The organism is Caballeronia sp. TF1N1 (genome assembly GCF_022878925.1).
Classification (GTDB): Bacteria; Pseudomonadota; Gammaproteobacteria; order Burkholderiales; family Burkholderiaceae; genus Caballeronia.
In genome coordinates this window covers 2,904,769-2,921,442 of sequence record NZ_CP084626.1, presented here as the reverse complement: position 1 = coordinate 2,921,442, position 16,674 = coordinate 2,904,769, and the positions used below count along the sequence as shown (strand labels likewise).

Annotated in this window: 16 protein-coding genes; 11 read left to right on the top strand and 5 right to left on the bottom strand. The window is 61.6% G+C overall.

All coding sequences use genetic code 11. The annotated features are described in order from the left end of the window. Positions 1-21: 21 nt before the first annotated feature. Positions 22-468, top strand: a complete 447-nt coding sequence (locus tag LDZ28_RS13690; protein ID WP_244826639.1) for a lytic transglycosylase domain-containing protein — start codon at positions 22-24, stop codon at positions 466-468. A 182-nt stretch (positions 469-650) separates the two neighbouring features. Continuing rightward, a complete protein-coding gene (locus LDZ28_RS13685; RefSeq protein WP_244826638.1) occupies positions 651-1,859 on the top strand; it encodes a GTP-binding protein in 1,209 nt (402 codons plus the stop codon). Between the two features lie 144 nt (positions 1,860-2,003). Here LDZ28_RS13685 and LDZ28_RS13680 read toward each other — a convergent pair whose 3' ends face one another. Beyond that, positions 2,004-2,282 carry an HU family DNA-binding protein gene (locus LDZ28_RS13680; RefSeq protein WP_008352404.1) on the bottom strand — a complete coding sequence of 93 codons (279 nt, stop codon included), beginning with the start codon at positions 2,280-2,282 and terminating at the stop codon, positions 2,004-2,006. Positions 2,283-2,581: 299 nt separating this feature from the next. On the opposite strand from LDZ28_RS13680, the gene LDZ28_RS13675 reads away from it, so the two are divergent. The 8 genes from LDZ28_RS13675 (at position 2,582) to LDZ28_RS13640 (ending at position 12,829) form a co-directional block, all read left to right on the top strand. Then, positions 2,582-3,607 (top strand): DedA family protein/thiosulfate sulfurtransferase GlpE, encoded by a 1,026-nt coding sequence (locus tag LDZ28_RS13675; protein ID WP_244826637.1) that lies wholly within the window; start codon positions 2,582-2,584, stop codon positions 3,605-3,607. Positions 3,608-3,674: 67 nt separating this feature from the next. Further along, entirely contained in the window at positions 3,675-5,480 is a 1,806-nt protein-coding gene (gene mnmC, locus LDZ28_RS13670; RefSeq protein WP_244826636.1) for a bifunctional tRNA (5-methylaminomethyl-2-thiouridine)(34)-methyltransferase MnmD/FAD-dependent 5-carboxymethylaminomethyl-2-thiouridine(34) oxidoreductase MnmC, read from the top strand. Between the two features lie 783 nt (positions 5,481-6,263). Beyond that, positions 6,264-7,466 carry a cation:proton antiporter gene (locus LDZ28_RS13665; protein ID WP_244826635.1) on the top strand — a complete coding sequence of 401 codons (1,203 nt, stop codon included), beginning with the start codon at positions 6,264-6,266 and terminating at the stop codon, positions 7,464-7,466. Positions 7,467-7,510: 44 nt separating this feature from the next. Further along, entirely contained in the window at positions 7,511-8,626 is a 1,116-nt protein-coding gene (locus LDZ28_RS13660) for a YbdK family carboxylate-amine ligase (RefSeq protein ID WP_244826634.1), read from the top strand. Positions 8,627-9,429: 803 nt separating this feature from the next. Next, on the top strand, positions 9,430-10,074 hold the full coding sequence (locus tag LDZ28_RS13655) for a MarR family winged helix-turn-helix transcriptional regulator (protein ID WP_244826633.1): 645 nt from the start codon (positions 9,430-9,432) through the stop codon (positions 10,072-10,074). A 145-nt stretch (positions 10,075-10,219) separates the two neighbouring features. Then, positions 10,220-10,948: a glutamine amidotransferase gene (locus LDZ28_RS13650; protein WP_244826632.1), complete on the top strand. Its 729-nt coding sequence runs from the start codon at positions 10,220-10,222 to the stop codon at positions 10,946-10,948. A gap of 101 nt (positions 10,949-11,049) precedes the next feature. Beyond that, the gene (locus LDZ28_RS13645) at positions 11,050-12,162 is read left to right on the top strand and encodes an NADH:flavin oxidoreductase/NADH oxidase (RefSeq protein ID WP_244826631.1); all 1,113 of its coding nucleotides are present in this window, start codon (positions 11,050-11,052) and stop codon (positions 12,160-12,162) included. A gap of 217 nt (positions 12,163-12,379) precedes the next feature. Next, a complete protein-coding gene (locus LDZ28_RS13640) occupies positions 12,380-12,829 on the top strand; it encodes an SET domain-containing protein (protein ID WP_244826630.1) in 450 nt (149 codons plus the stop codon). 54 nt (positions 12,830-12,883) lie between these two features. Here LDZ28_RS13640 and LDZ28_RS13635 read toward each other — a convergent pair whose 3' ends face one another. The 3 genes from LDZ28_RS13635 to LDZ28_RS13625 form a co-directional block, all read right to left on the bottom strand. Further along, a complete protein-coding gene (locus tag LDZ28_RS13635; RefSeq protein ID WP_370652049.1) occupies positions 12,884-14,404 on the bottom strand; it encodes a sensor histidine kinase in 1,521 nt (506 codons plus the stop codon). Between the two features lie 20 nt (positions 14,405-14,424). Next, positions 14,425-15,111: a response regulator transcription factor gene (locus tag LDZ28_RS13630; RefSeq protein ID WP_244826629.1), complete on the bottom strand. Its 687-nt coding sequence runs from the start codon at positions 15,109-15,111 to the stop codon at positions 14,425-14,427. Between the two features lie 282 nt (positions 15,112-15,393). Further along, positions 15,394-15,657 carry a hypothetical protein gene (locus LDZ28_RS13625; protein ID WP_244826628.1) on the bottom strand — a complete coding sequence of 88 codons (264 nt, stop codon included), beginning with the start codon at positions 15,655-15,657 and terminating at the stop codon, positions 15,394-15,396. 2 nt (positions 15,658-15,659) lie between these two features. Between LDZ28_RS13625 and LDZ28_RS13620 the strand changes: the two genes are divergently transcribed. Then, positions 15,660-16,145 (top strand): Lrp/AsnC family transcriptional regulator, encoded by a 486-nt coding sequence (locus LDZ28_RS13620; protein ID WP_244826627.1) that lies wholly within the window; start codon positions 15,660-15,662, stop codon positions 16,143-16,145. On the opposite strand, the gene LDZ28_RS13615 is transcribed toward LDZ28_RS13620, so the two are convergent. Continuing rightward, positions 16,121-16,660 carry a class IV adenylate cyclase gene (locus LDZ28_RS13615; RefSeq protein ID WP_244826626.1) on the bottom strand — a complete coding sequence of 180 codons (540 nt, stop codon included), beginning with the start codon at positions 16,658-16,660 and terminating at the stop codon, positions 16,121-16,123. The genes LDZ28_RS13620 and LDZ28_RS13615 overlap by 25 nt on opposite strands. Positions 16,661-16,674 lie beyond the last annotated feature (14 nt).

The window sequence follows — 16,674 nt, the reverse complement described above, 5'->3', positions numbered from 1 at the left end:
GGCGGATGGAGTAGAAAGAAGATGAAGAGATTCCTGCGATTACTTGCGATGGCCAGCGGCGTGATGCTCGCGGCTGCTTCCGCACACGCCGACTGCTTCGACGAGGCGGCGAAGTATCAAAAGGTCAATCCGCTCATCTTGCGCGCCATCGCCTGGCAGGAATCGCACAACAAACCCGACGCCATCAACAAGAACGCCAACGGCTCGACCGACTACGGTCTGATGCAGATCAACTCGATTCATCTCAACACGCTGGCTCAATACGGTATCTCCAGCGGCACGCTGATGGAACCCTGCAAGGCCGTGTACGTGGCCGCATGGCATCTGCGCCAGAAGATGAACAAGTATGGCAATTCGTGGCAGGCCGTCGGTGCTTACCATTCCGAAACACCCGCATTGCGCGACAAGTATTCCTCGCAGATCATCGATATCCTGCGTCGCTGGAAGTTGCTTCAGGCTTCCAAGTAAGTTCGGCCCGGCGCTCAGGCGCTTGCGTCCTTGCGCCTTTCATCTGCATTTGATGCAAAATCCCTTCTCCGACAGCGCGCGCCGTTGACCATTGTCCGGCGTGTCGCTTCGCCTGTGCGCGGGCTTGCCGTTTGCCGCGTGTCCGCCTGCCTCTCAAATGCCGCTCGCCGGTCATCAACGCAATGAACTCAACGCCACTCCCAGTCACCGTGATTTCCGGATTCACCGGCGCGGGAAAGTCCGCGCTCGTCAATGCCATGCTCGCCAACGATGAAGGCGTGCGCGTTGGCGCCGTTAGCGTCGCCCACGAAGCGGACCCGGTCGAAGCAATCGAGCGAGACATCGCAGCGCTTGCCGAACAGCAGCGATTCGATGCGATCGTCGTCGAGCTGCCGCCGTTCGTGAACCCGCTCGATATCGCGGAGCAACTTGCTTTCGGCGACGACGAGCAAGCGACGCTCGGCGGTCAGGCCGTGCTCGATACCTTCGTCACTGTGATCGATGCGGCGAGCTTCCTGCGCGATTACGCATCGACGGATTCGCTCGCGCAACGCGGCCTTGCATCGCACGATGAGGCGCACGACGAAGGCAGGACGGTGGTCGAGTCGCTCATCGAGCAGATCGAATTCTGCGATGTCATCGTGATCAACAAGATCGACCTCGTCGACGAAGAAGCGCTCGAAACGCTCGCGAGCATTCTTCATGCGCTCAATCCGCGCGCGCTTCAGGTGCAGACGCAGTCAGGCAAGGCGCCCATAGCCGACGTGCTCGATACGAACCGCTTCGATTTGGACAACACGGCAAGCGCGCCTGGCTGGCTCGCGATTCTCAACGACGAGCATCCGTCGAACGGCGAGCCGGATGCGTCGGGTGTCGGGCATCTCGTCTATCGCGCGCGCCGGCCTTTTCATCCGCAAAGGCTGTGGGAACTGCTGCATCGCGAATGGACGGACGTGTTGCGCGCCAAGGGATTCTTCTGGCTCGCCACGAGAAGCGAAGTGGGCGGGGCGTTGTCGCAAGCGGGCGGGACGCTGCGGCATGGTCCGGCGGGCGTGTGGTGGGCGGCGCAGGATCGCAGCGAATGGCCAACGGACGATCCCGAGCTCGAAGCGGATATCGTCGCGGAATGGTTCGGTGACCCGGATGACAACAGCGTTGGCGATCGCAGGCAAGAGCTGGTGCTGATCGGCCTCGATCTCGACGTGGCGACATGGGACGCCAACTTCGATGCATGCTTGCTCACCGACGAGGAATGGCTGCTCGGCTCGGACGGCTGGCGGCATCTGAACGATCCGTTTCCTGCATGGGATATCGACGATCACGAGCATGAACACGGCGATGACGATCACGAGCACGGTCCGGATTGCGGCTGCGACGGCCACACGCACTAAGCCAAACCGCACGAGTCGAGCGCGCGAAAAAAAACCCGCCGAAGGCGGGTTTATGTGTTGCTGCGGTCTGTCTGCGCGCACGCGGATTAACCTGATTCCGAGGCGCCGCGCTAAGAGCGCGTAGCGCCACAATCGGCAAGAAACTTACCGCTTGTTCACTGCGTCCTTGAATGCCTTGCCAGCCGTGAACTTCACCGTCTTTGCGGCCGGAATCTTGATGGACTCGCCCGTCTTCGGATTACGGCCGGTGCGCGCTGCGCGCTTGCCCGAACCGAAGCTGCCGAAGCCGATCAACTGCACTGCGTCACCTTTCGAGACAGCCTTCTTGATCACTTCGAGCAGGGTGTCCAGCGTTTCGCCGGTTTGAGCTTTGCTTGCGCCGGTCTGAGCGGCTACGGCGTCGATCAATTCCTGTTTGTTCATTAAGGTTCCTTTATCAGTTTAGGTTGACACGAACAGCGCGAACGCGCCGATTATACGTGCGCGGGCCGTGCAGTCGAGTAGGGACGGCCTTCCGGCGCGCCTTTGCGACGAACTGGCGTTCTTTCGCGCCACTTCTACGGCCATGCTTCGCTTCATTGCCCTCGCGCCGCCTCTATACGCGGCGCTTGGTATGATAGCGCAGCGCAAACCCAATCAGGACAAGGGTTTCAAAGATTTACCCTTATATTTTCCGGGCTTGCGGGCGGTTTTTTTGAGCACAGAACTCCGGGGTGCGGTCCATGCTACGCGAGCTGATCATCGAATACGGGCTGCCGTTGGTTTTTGCCAACGTTCTGCTGGAATGCCTCGGTCTGCCGCTGCCAGCCTTGCCCACATTGGTTCTGACGGGCGCCATCGCAGTCACCGCGAGCCTCGGAAAGAGCGGTCTCACGGCCATGTTTCCCGCCTCCGCATTCGCGCCGCTCGTCGCTATCGTGGTGGTCGCAAGCACCGCCGCGTTGCTCGGCGACACACTCTGGTTCTGGCTCGGACGCCGTTATGGCAGCCGCGTGCTGGGCGTTCTGTGCAAGCTTTCCATCTCGCGCGACACGTGCGTGAACCGCAGTCTCGACTTCTTCGGCCGCTTCGGCGTGCGTATTCTCGCGGTATCCAAGTTCATCCCCGGCCTTTCCACGCTGGCCATTCCCGTGGCGGGCGCGACCGGCGTCGGCTTCGGCACCTTTCTGTTTTGTGACGCACTCGGCGCGGTCCTTTGGTCGGGACTCGGCGTGACGTTCGGCGCGATGTTCGCCGATCTCGTCGATAAGGCGCTCGCCCTGCTCGACTGGCTCGGTCGCGGCGTCCTGGCAATCGCGGTCGTCGTGCTCGCGCTTTATCTCGGCGCGCGCTGGTGGCGGCGCGTCACGTTGTTGCGACGCCTGCGCATGGCGCGCATCGAGGTTGCGGAGTTGCGCGCGTTGCTTGCGAGTGAACCACGGCCGCTCGTCATCGATGTTCGTCGCGGCGAGCGTCGCGCGATGGACCCGTATGCCATTCCGGGCGCGCTGCTGCTCGATCACGGCGGCATCGCGGCGCAGCTTGCGGGCATCGAGCGCGATCTCAAGATCGTGACCTACTGCGATTGTCCGAACGAAGTATCCGCGGCGTTGGCGGCAAAAGACCTGATCGCGCATGGTTTCGACGATGTCGCGCCGCTCTTCGGCGGTCTCGAAGCATGGCGCGCCGCCGGTCACGCGGTCGAACCGATCGCGCTCGAAGGCACGATGCCCAACGCCTTGCATGCGGCCAAAGCGCCGTCTGTCTAGTACATGCTCGATGTCTTGCCGTCTTCGTCCGGTATAGCGGACGCCATCGCTTCCCTTCCCTTTTCGCATGACCGAATCATTGTTGCCTACGGACAAGCTTTTCGAACTGCACGATCTTCCCGCGCGCTGGCGGCATCGGCGCGTCTTTACTTTCGTCGATACGCAATTCGCGCACGCCAACCGCTTTCTCGACATCTGGCGACGTTGGCGTGATGACAACGCGCGTTGCGAACGTCTGCATGTAGTCGTCATCGCGCCGTTGCATGCGCTCGATGCAGCGCCGTCGAAGAACGGCGACCCGCTCGCGGACGCACTGATAAACGCCTGGCCGATGCGCGTCTCCGGCATGCATCGGCTCGAATTCGATGCAGGGCGCGTGGTGCTGACGCTCGCCATCGGCGATCCGAACGACATGCTGTCGAGACTGTGGCTGCGCGCCGATGCCTTCCATCTCGACGCCGCCGCCTTCGACAAGCCGCAATGGTTGTGCAAGGGCATCGCGCGGCTCGCGGGCGACGACGCAACCGTATCGGCGACGAACATCGCGGACGCCGCCTCGCTGCGACGCGCATTGGAGGCTTCGGGTTTCACGTGTGCCGACGACCGAAGCGCGCGCTTCGCCCCGCGCTGGCGCGTGCGTCGTCACGAACCGCCGCGCGCGTCCGCTGTCCAGTCGCGCGAAGCCATCGTGATCGGCGCGGGACTCGCGGGCTCTGCAATGACATCGCGTCTCGCGGCGCGCGGCTGGCATGTCACGCTCATCGACCGGCACGCGCTGCCCGCGCGCGACGCGTCGGGCAATCCCGCTGGCGTGTTTCATCCCATCGTCTGGCGCGATGACAGCGTCGCCGCGCGGCTCACCCGTGCTGGCTTTTTGTTCGCGCTGAGTCAGTGGCAAGCGCTCGAAGCGCGCTCATACGACTTGCAACGTAGCCGCGATGGCTTGCTGCAAATCGCGGACACGCCCGAAGACGCCGCCGCGATCGCCGACGCCATCGCCCGTTTCGCGTATCCGCGCGACTACGTGAGTTCGGTATCCAGTGCCAATGCATCGCGTATCGCAAGCGTGGATGTCGCGCGCGGCGGATGGTTCTTCCCGCACGGCGGCGCGATCTCGCCGGCATCGGTCTGCGCGGCGCAGCTTGCAGATGCCGGCGCCGCGCAGACGACGCGAATGAACACGGAAGTGGCGCGCATCGAACGTGATGGTGACAACTGGCGCGTCTTCGACACGCACGACGCGGAGGTCGCGCGAGCGCCGATTCTCGTGCTGGCGAACGCGCATGAAGCTGCGCGACTCGCACATCTCGATGATGCAACGACGAGCAGCGTTCGCGGACAACTCAGCGTCCTGGACAGCACCACGCTCGATGGATTGCGCGTTCCCGTCATCGGCGAAGGTTATGCGGTGCCTTTGGGCGAACGAGGCACGCTGATCGGCGCGACCTATGACATCGACGATCCCGATATCGAAGTTCGTGACGCAGGGCATCGGGAAAACATCGAGCGCGTTGGAGCCATGCTTCCGGCACTGCAAGCGACGGCGCATGTGAAGCAAGGCCGCGTCGCGTTCCGTTGCGTGACGAGCGACCGCATGCCGATGATCGGCCAGTTCGCCGATGAAGCCGCCGCGCGCGCCGACGCCGCCCGCCTCAAAGGCGCGTGGCCGCTCGACCTGCCGCGCATGCCGGGTTTGTATGGCGCGTTTGCCTTCGGTTCGCGCGGGCTCGTCTGGGCGACGCTCGCCGCGGAACTCATCGTCTCGCAGATCGAAGGCGAACCTTGGGTCATCGAACGCGAACTCGCCGAGTCGATCGATCCCGCGCGCTTTTTATTGCGAGCGCTGCGTCACGGTCAATTCGACGCAACGTAGTTATCCAAGCCGGGTTGTGGATAAGACCCGGGTTTACCGAAGAACGAGTTGTGGACTCGTTGTGCACGTAAACGGGACAACCCTCGCGAGTGCCCGAGCGTCCCGAAAGTTGTTCAAAGTTGACCGCCATGCCTGAACATGTTTACCGCTGCGTTCTGCTTTCCACAATTGCTTGTTTGGAAAGGAGAAATTGGTCTTATCCACAGGTGAGGCAGGTGCTTGTTAACTACTACTACATGTATATACAGTAAACCTGTAAACACCTGACACAGAGGCTATCGGAAGAGGGAAATCGAATCCGAAAACCGCCCGCCGGTCAGCCTTGCCGCCTTCACGCGTGCACGGCTGTCGCTTTTACTTCATAAAAATCATGAGCCTGGACTTCCCTGTCACGGTCATCGAGGTATGGCACAATCGCGCTTCTTCCCGCGTCGCGCCGTTCAGACGGCGACCGCTTCAACGGAACGATGAGCGCCCGCCACGAATCTGATCAACCAGGGCCGCGCTGTCGTCTGGCCGTCGGCCCGCCTCCGGGCAAGCGCCGCTTGTCTTGCCCGCATCCGTCACCATCTCAATGCGCGCGAGTCGTAAGCCGCGCGATGGCGAGCCGGGTGCGTCGTCTAATTCGTGCACGGCTGGTTCCGTGACGCCGTGTTCGTTCGCTTTCGTTTCATTTGAATGAACTCATTCGCCTGAACAGGCGAGCCGCTCGGATGCGCCGCGCGCGCAAAGTCACGCAACAGAACGTGCATCCTCTGCTGCAACGAAGGAGAAGCAAACACGATGAATTCGGCCTTTTCGTTTTTGCCCGCCTGGCCGCTCGAACCCAATGCCATTCTTTGGGCAGGTCTTGCGCTCGTCACCGCCGGCCTCGCCGGAGAATTGCTCTGGCGTGCATGGCGTCTGCCGCGTATCACGGGCTATGCGGTCATCGGGCTGATCGCCGGTAACGCGGGACTCGGTGTGATCGACGTAAGCGCAGGCGCCATCTCACGGCCTCTGCTAGATGTCGCGCTTGGGCTATTGCTCTTCGAACTCGGCGGCCGGCTCGATTTGCGCTGGATCCGCCGCAATCCGTATCTGATTCTGTCGAGCATCGCCGAAGCCACGCTTACCTTCGGCTTCGTGCTGATTGCGTTGATGTTATGCAACGTGCCGACAATGCCTTCGATCGTCATCGCGGCCATCGTCATGGCGACGTCGCCCGCAATGGTCATCCAATTGAAGACCGAATTGCGCGCCGAGGGACAGGTCACGCAGCGTCTTCTCACGTTGACCGCGTTGAACAGCATGTACGCGGTAATTGTCGAAAAACTCGCGGCCGGCGTGTTGCATCAGGAAATTTACGGCAATGCGTTTGCAACCATTCTGCAGCCGCTTTATCTGCTGATCGGTTCGCTCGTGCTGGCCTTCCTGCTCGCGCGTGCATGCAACCTGCTGTATCGGCGTCTGAATGCGAACGACGAGCACTCCTTCGTCGCGTTGTTCGGTCTCGTGCTGCTGGCTATCGCGATCGCGCATATCTTCAAGCTGTCGATCATTCTTGCGCTGCTTGCAGCAGGCATCATCGTTAAGAACGCTGATGAAAAGCCGCAACTCTGGCCTACGCATTTCGGTTCCGCTGGATGGCTGCTGACCGTCATTCTTTTTGCGCTGACACTGACGTCGTTCGAATGGCGCGATATCGCGCTTGGCGGTGTAGCGGCGCTCGCGCTGATCGTCGCGCGCTTCATCGGTAAGCTGGCCGGCGTGATGATTTTTGCAAAGCCGAGCGGCCTCGACTGGAAGCAGGGCGCGGCGTTGGGCGTCGCGCTCACGCCGATGTCCGCGCTTGCCTACCTGCTCGTCGACGACATGTACGTGCTTTATCCGAGCTACGACCCGACGCTTCGTGCGATCGTCATGTGCTCGATCGTCGTGCTGCAAATCGTGTCGCCGTTCCTGGTGTACCGTAGCCTGTCGGCGGTGGGCGAGCGGCGCGAATAGGCGCCGCACCGCACCGCACGGGCATTGAATTTTTTAGAGGCGTCATGGCACTCGAACCATTTATCGACTCCGAGCCGTTCACCTTCGGCGTGGAGCTTGAGATCCAGGTCGTCAATACGCACGACTACGATCTGACCCGCGCCGCGTCGGACCTCATGCGTCTCATCAAGGACGAAGAGATTCCGGGCAACATCACGCCGGAAATCACCGAAAGCATGATCGAGCTTTCGACCGGCATCTGCACGACGCATGAACAGGCCGTCACCGATCTGCGCAAGATTCGCGATACGCTGGTCGCGGCGGCGGATCAACTCAATGTCGGCCTTGCCGGCGGCGGCACGCATGCTTTTCAGCAATGGAGCGACCGGCAAATTTACGACGCGCCGCGCTTCCAGTACATCTCCGAACTCTACGGCTACCTGGCCAAGCAATTCACGGTGTTTGGCCAGCACGTGCATATCGGCTGTCCGGATCCGAATAGCGCGCTGTTCCTGTTGCATTCGATGTCGCGCTATATTCCGCACTTCATAGCGCTTTCGGCATCGTCGCCGTATATCCAGGGTGTCGATACCGGCTTCCATTCGGCCCGGCTTAATTCGGTATTCGCGTTCCCGCTTTCCGGACGCGCGCCGTTTGTCCTCACGTGGGACAGCTTCGAGGAATACTTTTCGAAGATGGTGCACACGGGCGTCGTGAACAGCATGAAGGACTTCTACTGGGATATCCGGCCGAAGCCGGGTTTCGGCACTATCGAGGTTCGCGTGATGGATACGCCACTTTCTGTCGATCGCGCTGCGGCGATTGCTTGCTATATACAAACGTTGTCGCGGTATTTGCTGCTCGATAAACCGCTTACGCCGCAAGAAGACGATTACCTCGTCTACACATTCAATCGTTTCGAAGCTTGCCGCTTCGGTCTGGAAGGCACCTGCGTGCATCCGCAGTCGGGTGAGCGGCACACCATCGGCGAAGATATTCTCGCAACGCTGGATGTACTTGCACCGCATGCCGAAGCATTGGGTTCGCAAGCGGCGCTCGCGCAAATCGCGGACATTGCACGCGGTGGCATGAATGACGCCACTTGGTTGCGCGGCGTTTTCGACAAAGAGAAGTCGCTACACGAAGCCGTACGTCAGCAATGCCTGCAATGGCGCGCATGACGCTGCCCTTACACACGCGTTGAAGTGAGAATCAAGACGAAAGGCCGTTTCGATGAAAGTCGAAACGGCCTTCGTGCTTTGAAACTTCGGTCTCGCTATGTTGTGTATGAAACGTGTGCATGCGGAACTTAGGAATAAGCTCGTTGCCTGAACGTTACGTGAATCGTTACGGCATCTCTAAGGTTTCCCGTGAGAAGTCCGTATACCTACGTAATAGAAGGTAACGAGGGCTGCGCGACGCTATGGAAAACGTTAAAAAGCGCTGCAAGGTCAACGAATTGGAAAAACGATAAGGCGGTGAATCAAAGTTGAATGGATGCGCGCGGCCAAGGATAAGACAAAGGGTGGTCGAAAGATGTCTTGGCTTATCGAGACTTCGCTCACAACCAAACGCTACGTTTTTCCACGGGTTATCCACAGTTTTGCGTGAATAATTAAGGTGTACGTTTGTTCTAGGTCGCTTAGAATGGCGACGTTGCCGACGGCGCGTTATAGTCGGCAAAAACATAGCGCCGCAACCGGTCACTTTGGACGCAAAGCAAGATTGTCGAGCAGGGTGGTGAAGTGGCTGGTGACAAGATGGCGCATAACGAAGAGGGTTGCATGTCCCCCATTCAGGCAAAGCGAATTGGCTTGGTACGCCTGAATTTTGAGACGGCGGGGACCACGACCTGAAGGCGGTCTTTGGAATACTGACAGCAGTGCACAGGCAGCAGGTTCCTGGGGCGGCTTAGGGGACGTGGTGTTCGTTGGTTAGCGAACATGCCGTCAAAACCCATAAGCGGAACAACAAGCGAAAGATCATGAGTGAAGGTTTATACGGAGAGCAGGCGACGGGGCGGGTGACCCACGGCCTGCTGAGGCTGAGCACAGCGATGCGCAGCCAGGCCTGGGAATGGGCGGAAGGCGCGGGGCTTACGCCAACCCAGGGTGAAATTCTCGTACTGCTGATGCAGCGCAAGGGGCCTATGCGCCTCGGCGAGATTGCACGGGAAACCGCGCTGACCGCCGCGACCACCAGCGACGCCGTGAGCACGCTCGAAGGCAAGGGGCTCGTCGAAAAGCGCCGTGCACTCGACGACGGTCGCGCACTGGCGGTGCGTCTGACCGCACGCGGCCGCACGGCCGCCAAGCGCGCGCTGCAATGGCCGGACTTCCTCGCGAAGGCGGTCGGCACATTGCGTGAAGAAGAGCAAGCGGCGCTTTACCGCAGCTTGCTCAAGACCATCCGCCAGCTCGAAACACAACAGCAGATTCCGGCGCATCGGATGTGTCTGTCGTGCGCGCATTTCCAGCCAAGCAAGAATCCGAAGAAGGTGCTGCATCATTGCGCACTGCTTCAGATCGACATGGCGGATACCAATCTGCGTCTCGACTGTTCGGTATACGAAGAAGCCGACGTCGCCACGCAGAAGAAGAGCTGGAAGGTCTTCGCGCAAATCGCCTGAACGGCAACGGCCCGGGACAACCCGGGTCGATCGGTGCAAAGGTACGCTGTGAGGCCGCGTCGAGTCGGTTAGACTGTGCGCGTCGCGCCTCCTGGCGAGGCGCGGCTCGTCTCTACTCCGCAGTCCGAGCCACGGAAACCCGCCGATGAAACATGAAGTCCTGGCGATTCGCCACGTCTATTTCGAAGATCTGGGCAGCCTCGAACTGGTCCTCGGCGACCGCGGCCATCTCGTGCGTTATCTCGACGTGGGCCGCGGACGCATAGACGCGCCCGATCCGCTCGATGCATCGCTCATGGTCGTGCTCGGCGGGCCGATCGGCGCCTACGACGATGCGCAATATCCCCATCTGGCTCCGCTTTTGTCGATGCTCGAAAAGCGCATTGCGGCGGGCTTGCCGACCATCGGCATCTGTCTTGGCTCGCAGCTGATCGCGCGTGCGCTCGGCGCGCGCGTGTATTCGTCGGGAAAGCTGGAGCTCGGCTGGTCGCCGCTTGCGCTGACCGACGCCGGGCGCGCGTCGCTGCTGCGTCATCTCGAAGCCGATGGCAAACCCATTCCCGTATTTCACTGGCACGGCGACACCTTCGATTTGCCGCAAGGCGCGAGCTTGCTTGCATCGACGGAAGCTTGCGCGCATCAGGCGTTCTCGTGGGGCGAGCATGTGCTTGCGCTGCAGTGCCATCCCGAAGTGCTGCCAGACCGGTTCGAGAGCTGGCTCGTCACCTATCCCGCGGATATCGCCAGGAGCGGCGCCACGGCCGTCACGCTGCGTGAAGAGACGGCGCGCCACGGTCCCGCCCTCGAACGCGCGGCGCGCGCCATGTTCCACGAATGGCTCGACAAGTTTCCCTGCACCGAACGTCAGGGATGAAGGTCAAGGCGCGGATTGCGGCGGGTGGCACCGCATGCATCCTGCACGGAAGAAATCCCGATGCTATTCTCGATCGCATCTTTTCTCACCGAGCCTTCGACATGAGCGCGCTTTTCACTCCCAAGACCTTACGCAGCCTTCAGCTTCCCAATCGCATCGTCATTTCGCCGATGTGCCAGTACTCCGCCGAACGCGGCGAGGCCACCGCGTGGCACATGATCCATCTGGGCCAACTCGCGCTCTCGGGCGCGGGCATGCTCGTCATCGAGGCGACCGCGGTCGAGCCTGACGGCCGCATCACGCCTGGCGATCTCGGTCTCTGGGACGACGCGACCGAAGCCGCGCTGCGTCCGGTCCTCGCGGCCATCCGCCAGTATTCGGATATCGCCGTGACCATGCAGCTCGCGCACGCGGGCCGCAAGGCGTCGAGCAACAAGCCGTGGGATGGCGGCCAGCTGATCCCGGTTGCCGACGGCGGCTGGATGACGCACGCACCTTCGGCCATTCCGCACAAGGAAGGCGAGACGCCGCCGCTCGCGCTCGATGCGGCCGGCCTCATTCGCGTGAAGGAAGCGTTCGTCGCATCGGCGAAACGGGCGGCGCGGCTTGGTATCGACGGCATCGAAGTGCATGCGGCGCATGGTTATCTGCTGCATCAGTTTCTGTCGCCGCTCGCCAATCAGCGCACCGACGAATACGGCGGTTCGCTCGAAAATCGCATGCGTTATCCGCTCGAGATTTTCGAGGCCGTGCGCGCCGCGTTTCCCGCCGACAAGCCCGTCGGCGTGCGCGTGTCCGCGACGGATTGGGTCGAGGGCGGCTGGACCATCGAGGACACGATCGCGTTCGCGGCGGAACTGAAGAAGCGCGATGTCGACTGGATCGATGTCTCGTCGGGCGGCGTATCGCCGCTGCAGAAGATCACGCTCGGGCCGGGCTATCAGGTGCCGTACGCACAGGCGGTCAAGGAAGCCACGGGCGTGACGACCATCGCGGTCGGTCTCATCACGGAGCCGCAGCAGGCCGAGGCGATCGTTGGTAGCGGCAAGGCAGACTTCGTCGCCATCGCGCGGGCCGCGCTGTACGATCCACGCTGGGCGTGGCACGCCGCCGCCGAGCTCGGCGCGACCGTCACGGCGCCGCCGCAATACTGGCGCTCGCAGCCGCGCGAACTGAAGAACCTGTTCGGCGACGTGGCGTTCGGCCAGCGCTAACCAACATCATCAGTCGATACCCACGGATACTCACGGGCCAGTTGTTCGACAGCGGCCCGGGAGTGTACGATAACGATTGAGTTGAATAGCACGTTCAACCATGCCAACGCGGCGCCTCAGCGGCCACCGCGTTTTTTTTATCCGCTTTCGTCGAGACGATCCAAGACGAAGTGGACATGAAGCCAACCCCACACCTCGTTTATTAAGGATTCGTTCGATGAGTTCACGCAGGATCACCGTCCGCCGCTCGGGAGTACATGGCAAGGGCGTATTCGCCGTGAAGCACATCGCGGCGGGTGAGCAGGTGATGGAATACAAGGGCGAGCGTATCTCGTGGAAGGAAGCGCTGCGCCGGCATCCGCACAATCCGGATGAGCCGAATCACACGTTCTACTTCGCGCTCGACGACGGCAGCGTGATCGACGGTAAGATCGACGGCAACAGCGCGAAGTACATCAATCATTCGTGCAAGCCGAATTGCGAAGCCGAGGAAGTGGAAGGGCGCGTGTTCATCCACGCCCTGCGCGACATCGAGCCGGAAGAAGAGCTCAATTACGACTACGGCCTCGTGATCGAAGGCCGCATCACGAAGAAGCTCAAGAAAGAATACGAATGCCGTTGCGGCGCGAAGAAGTGTCGCGGAACCATGCTCGCGCTGAAGAAATAGGCGCTTGCAACGCGATGGTAAAGAAGCCACTGCATGGAATCATGCCGTGGCTTTTTATTTTGCGGCGGCTGGCGCCGCGCCGTCCTTGAGCGGCATACGCACGATGAAGCGCGCGCCGCCTTCCGGAGCGTCTTCGTAATGCACCGTGCCGCCGTGCAGCGAGATGATGTCGTGAACGATGGCGAGCCCGAGTCCCGCGCCGCCTTCCACCATCTGACCGTCGCCACGAAAGAAGCGCTTGAAGAGATCGGGTTGCTGATCCGGCGGCACACCGGGACCGTTGTCCTCGATGACCACTTCGCCGAAACGCTTGCCTTGCGCATCGTGCCAGTCGCCGATGGTCAGCGTGATGCGCGAACCTTCATGACGCGACGGCGGCACATACTTGAGCGCGTTGTCGATGAGATTCGCGATCACCTCGCGCGTCAGCACGATATTGCCGCGCGCCATCATCGGATGTTCGTTGTCGGGGTCGTCGAGACGCTGAAAGCCCAGATCCACGCCCGCCGACAACGCGCGCGGCACCCATTCCGCGCCGGTTTCGAACGCGAGCGTGGCGAGATCGAAGTCGGTGAAACGCGCGGCTTGCTCGCCCGGTTCGGCGCGCGCGAGCGAAAGCAGTTGATTCGACAAACGCACCGCGCGATCCGCCGATGCGCGCAGTTCCTTCACCGCTTCGATGGCCTTCGCCGGATCGCGCGAACTAAGCGCTTGCTCCGCGTGCAGCTTGACGGCGGTAAGCGGCGTGCGCAATTGGTGCGCGGCATCGGCGATGAATTTGCGTTGTGCATCGAGCGCGGCCTGAAGACGCACGAGCAAGCCGTTCATGGCGCTCGTGAGCGGACGGATTTCGCTTGGCACGAAGGTTTCGTCGACGGGTTCGAGCGAGATGTGGGTCTGCTGGTTGAGCGTGTCGGCGAGATCGGTGAGCGGGTTCAATTGCTGATTCACCACGCGCCATACGATCACCCAGCCTGCGAGCAGCAAAAGCAGCAGCGGCATCATGATCGCGAAGAGAAACTCCACCGCGATTCTGTAGCGCGAGCCCACGCGCTGCGCCACTTCGACGACGATAGGATTGCCCGTCGGCTGCGGCACGCGCACTTGCGCGGCGCGCACGCTCACGCCCTGATAGTGCGTTTCGAAAACGTATGCATAGTGGATGCGCCGCACGGCGGTGCCGGTCAGCGGCAGATCGGGCTCGCCGGCAATTTCCTGGTCGCCGGTGCTGATGCGATAGACGAGCTGCTCCACCGGATCGGAGAACATCGCCTGGGCGAGCGGCGGAACGGTGACGGGGGCATCGACGCCCGCGAGCTGAATCTGCTTGGAGATGGCGGTGGCGAGATCCGCGAGAGAACGGTCCACCACGTGCTGCGTGTACTGCCACGCGAGCCAGTACGCCATCAGGCCGCTCATCAGCGCGAGCAGGGACAGCGGCGCGGCCAGGCGGCGCAACAGCGTGCGCCGCAGGCTCGGTGACGCGGGAACTTCGGTGGCCTTAGATCGCGCCAGATCGAGCCAATCTTCGCGGGCGAAACGCTGATCGCCCGCGCGCCGGGTGGGAAGTCGCAAACCGTTCTACCGCCGGGACGTCACGTCGCCTGACGGATCTCCTGAAGCAAATAGCCGAAGCCGCGCACCGTCACGATTTCCACGCGCGTGTTTTCGAGCTTTTTGCGCACGCGATGCACATAGACTTCGATGGCCGTATCGCCGAGATCGCCGCCGAAATGCGTCAGGTGATCCTGCAATTGCGCCTTGCTGACGACGCGGCCATGACGCAGCAGCAGCATTTCCAGCACGGCGAATTCGCGCGGCGACAGTTCGAGCGGACGCTCGTCGTTGAAGATGCGGCGATCCACGCCCGACAGACGCAAGCCGCCCAAGGTGACTTCGGGGCGCGGCACGTCGCCGTGCGGGCCGCTACGGCGCATCACGGCGCGAATGCGCGCTTCCAGTTCCTGCGGCTCGAAGGGCTTGAGCATGTAGTCGTCGGCGCCGCTGTTCAGCCCCTGCACGCGGTCATGCAGTTCGTCGCGCGCGGTGAGGATGATGACCGGCGTATGCCGGTTGCTCTGGCGAAAGCGCGCCAGAAGCGTCATGCCGTCGATGCCCGGCAGGCCCAGATCGAGAATGACCAGTTCGTGGCGGTTCTGCGCGAGCGCTTGCTCGGCGAAGATGCCGTCGTGGACCATATCGACCGTGAAGCCCGACTGTTCGAGGCTGCTCTGGATGCCGCGCGCAATGGGGCGGTCGTCTTCAATCAGAAGGATTCGCATGAACTCGCTCAAGTACGATGGGTTTAACCCGAGCCGGCGCCCAAGCCGGTGACATGCACGACGCGGCGGCGCGGGTTCGAGCCGGATCAAATCCGTTGATTCTCATGCGGCGTCGCGCGAACGTAACCTCGAGCCGCGAGCGGCCGTACACCGGATGACTTTCTGCCTGAACGTTGCCCAGGCTAGTTGCGCTGCTGATTGTACAGCGTCAGTCAGAAGTGCCGGTCGATCGGCCGGGTCCACGGGCGCGCGTCACGCGGCTACATTACACGCGCTTATAAATCAGCCTGCACGACCGAAAGATTTCAGCACGATTTCTTTCTCCAAGCTTCGCATCGGCTTCCATCCATGACGTGAAGCTGGCAAAAGGCGCTTTTCGATCCTTTCGATCATGTCACGGTTGGTAATACGGCTGTTACCTTGTCGGTTGCCGTAAGCAGGCGTTAAGCTCCGCGCGAAACGGCCCTTCGACGCGTCGGGTATGTGAGTGATGGCATTTTCATGCGCTAAAGTCGCATCTTCGTCTTCGCTTTCGCGCGCGCCCAATCATGCTGGAACTCGATCATTTCGATCTCGCCTTGCTCGATGTGCTGCAACGCTTCGGCCGCGCCACGCATCAGCAATTGGGCGAGCAGGTGCCGCTGTCGCCGTCGCAGATCGGCCGTCGACTGCAGCGGCTCGAAGCGACCGGCGTGATCGAAGGATATCGGGTGGTGTTGCGGCCAGAAAAGCTCGGCCTCGGTGTGACCGCGTTCACGAGCCTGAAGCTCAAGCATCACGGCGATTCGATCATCGAGGAGTTTCAGCAGCAGATCGAGACGCTGCCCGAAGTGCTCGAATGCCACGCGACCGTCGGCGATGCGGATTACCTTCTGCGGATCGTCGCGCCCGATCTGAACGCACTGTCCACCTTCGTGATGAAGAAGTTGATGCGCGTTCCCGGCGTCGATAGCGTGCGCTCGAACATCGTTCTCACGACATTCAAGCGCAACGGTCCGCTTCCGCTAGGTCATTTGTCGACCGATTCCGCCTGAAGCGTCGGATTCAGCAAGTCGACATAAGCAACCGGCACCAGATCCGTCTGTTCCACGCCAAGACGCGCGAACATGGCGTGCGCTTCTTCCTCGCCGCCGGCTTCGTCGTCTTCCTGACCCAGCAGCACTTCGAGTTCGATGAAGTCCCCAAGCCCATCCACGCGATCCAGATGGATGCGCGTGCGCCCGACAAGATAGACATGCCTTTCCTTCGTGACGATGCCGCGCGTGGTCAGCGCCTGCGCGAGCAGCGTATGCATGGCTTCGGGATTCGTCACGGGACTGCGCGAGTAATACGAGACTTTCGGGCCGTCGCGGTCGTCGCGCTGATAGAAGATCAGCTCCGATGGCGTGCCGTCGTCGAACTGGCGCAACTTGAGACGGCCGGTGGGCACGTCGTAGAAGAAGTCCTGCTGGCGAAACACCAGCGGCCTGTCGGTGGCGAGCGCGGCGGCGCGCTCACGCAATTGGTCGAACTGATGAGCGCGTGCCTTGATTTCGATGTTGCGTGCCATGGAGGACTCCGGTT

What these genes read in the sequence shown, in the direction of transcription:
- LDZ28_RS13690 (WP_244826639.1), top strand. Translation starts at nt 22, where the DNA reads ATGAAGAGATTCCTGCGATTACTTGCGATGGCCAGCGGCGTGATGCTC.
- LDZ28_RS13685 (WP_244826638.1), top strand. Translation starts at nt 651, where the DNA reads ATGAACTCAACGCCACTCCCAGTCACCGTGATTTCCGGATTCACCGGC.
- LDZ28_RS13680 (WP_008352404.1), bottom strand. Translation starts at nt 2,282, where the DNA reads ATGAACAAACAGGAATTGATCGACGCCGTAGCCGCTCAGACCGGCGCA.
- LDZ28_RS13675 (WP_244826637.1), top strand. Translation starts at nt 2,582, where the DNA reads ATGCTACGCGAGCTGATCATCGAATACGGGCTGCCGTTGGTTTTTGCC.
- mnmC (WP_244826636.1), top strand. Translation starts at nt 3,675, where the DNA reads ATGACCGAATCATTGTTGCCTACGGACAAGCTTTTCGAACTGCACGAT.
- LDZ28_RS13665 (WP_244826635.1), top strand. Translation starts at nt 6,264, where the DNA reads ATGAATTCGGCCTTTTCGTTTTTGCCCGCCTGGCCGCTCGAACCCAAT.
- LDZ28_RS13660 (WP_244826634.1), top strand. Translation starts at nt 7,511, where the DNA reads ATGGCACTCGAACCATTTATCGACTCCGAGCCGTTCACCTTCGGCGTG.
- LDZ28_RS13655 (WP_244826633.1), top strand. Translation starts at nt 9,430, where the DNA reads ATGAGTGAAGGTTTATACGGAGAGCAGGCGACGGGGCGGGTGACCCAC.
- LDZ28_RS13650 (WP_244826632.1), top strand. Translation starts at nt 10,220, where the DNA reads ATGAAACATGAAGTCCTGGCGATTCGCCACGTCTATTTCGAAGATCTG.
- LDZ28_RS13645 (WP_244826631.1), top strand. Translation starts at nt 11,050, where the DNA reads ATGAGCGCGCTTTTCACTCCCAAGACCTTACGCAGCCTTCAGCTTCCC.
- LDZ28_RS13640 (WP_244826630.1), top strand. Translation starts at nt 12,380, where the DNA reads ATGAGTTCACGCAGGATCACCGTCCGCCGCTCGGGAGTACATGGCAAG.
- LDZ28_RS13630 (WP_244826629.1), bottom strand. Translation starts at nt 15,111, where the DNA reads ATGCGAATCCTTCTGATTGAAGACGACCGCCCCATTGCGCGCGGCATC.
- LDZ28_RS13620 (WP_244826627.1), top strand. Translation starts at nt 15,660, where the DNA reads ATGCTGGAACTCGATCATTTCGATCTCGCCTTGCTCGATGTGCTGCAA.
- LDZ28_RS13615 (WP_244826626.1), bottom strand. Translation starts at nt 16,660, where the DNA reads ATGGCACGCAACATCGAAATCAAGGCACGCGCTCATCAGTTCGACCAA.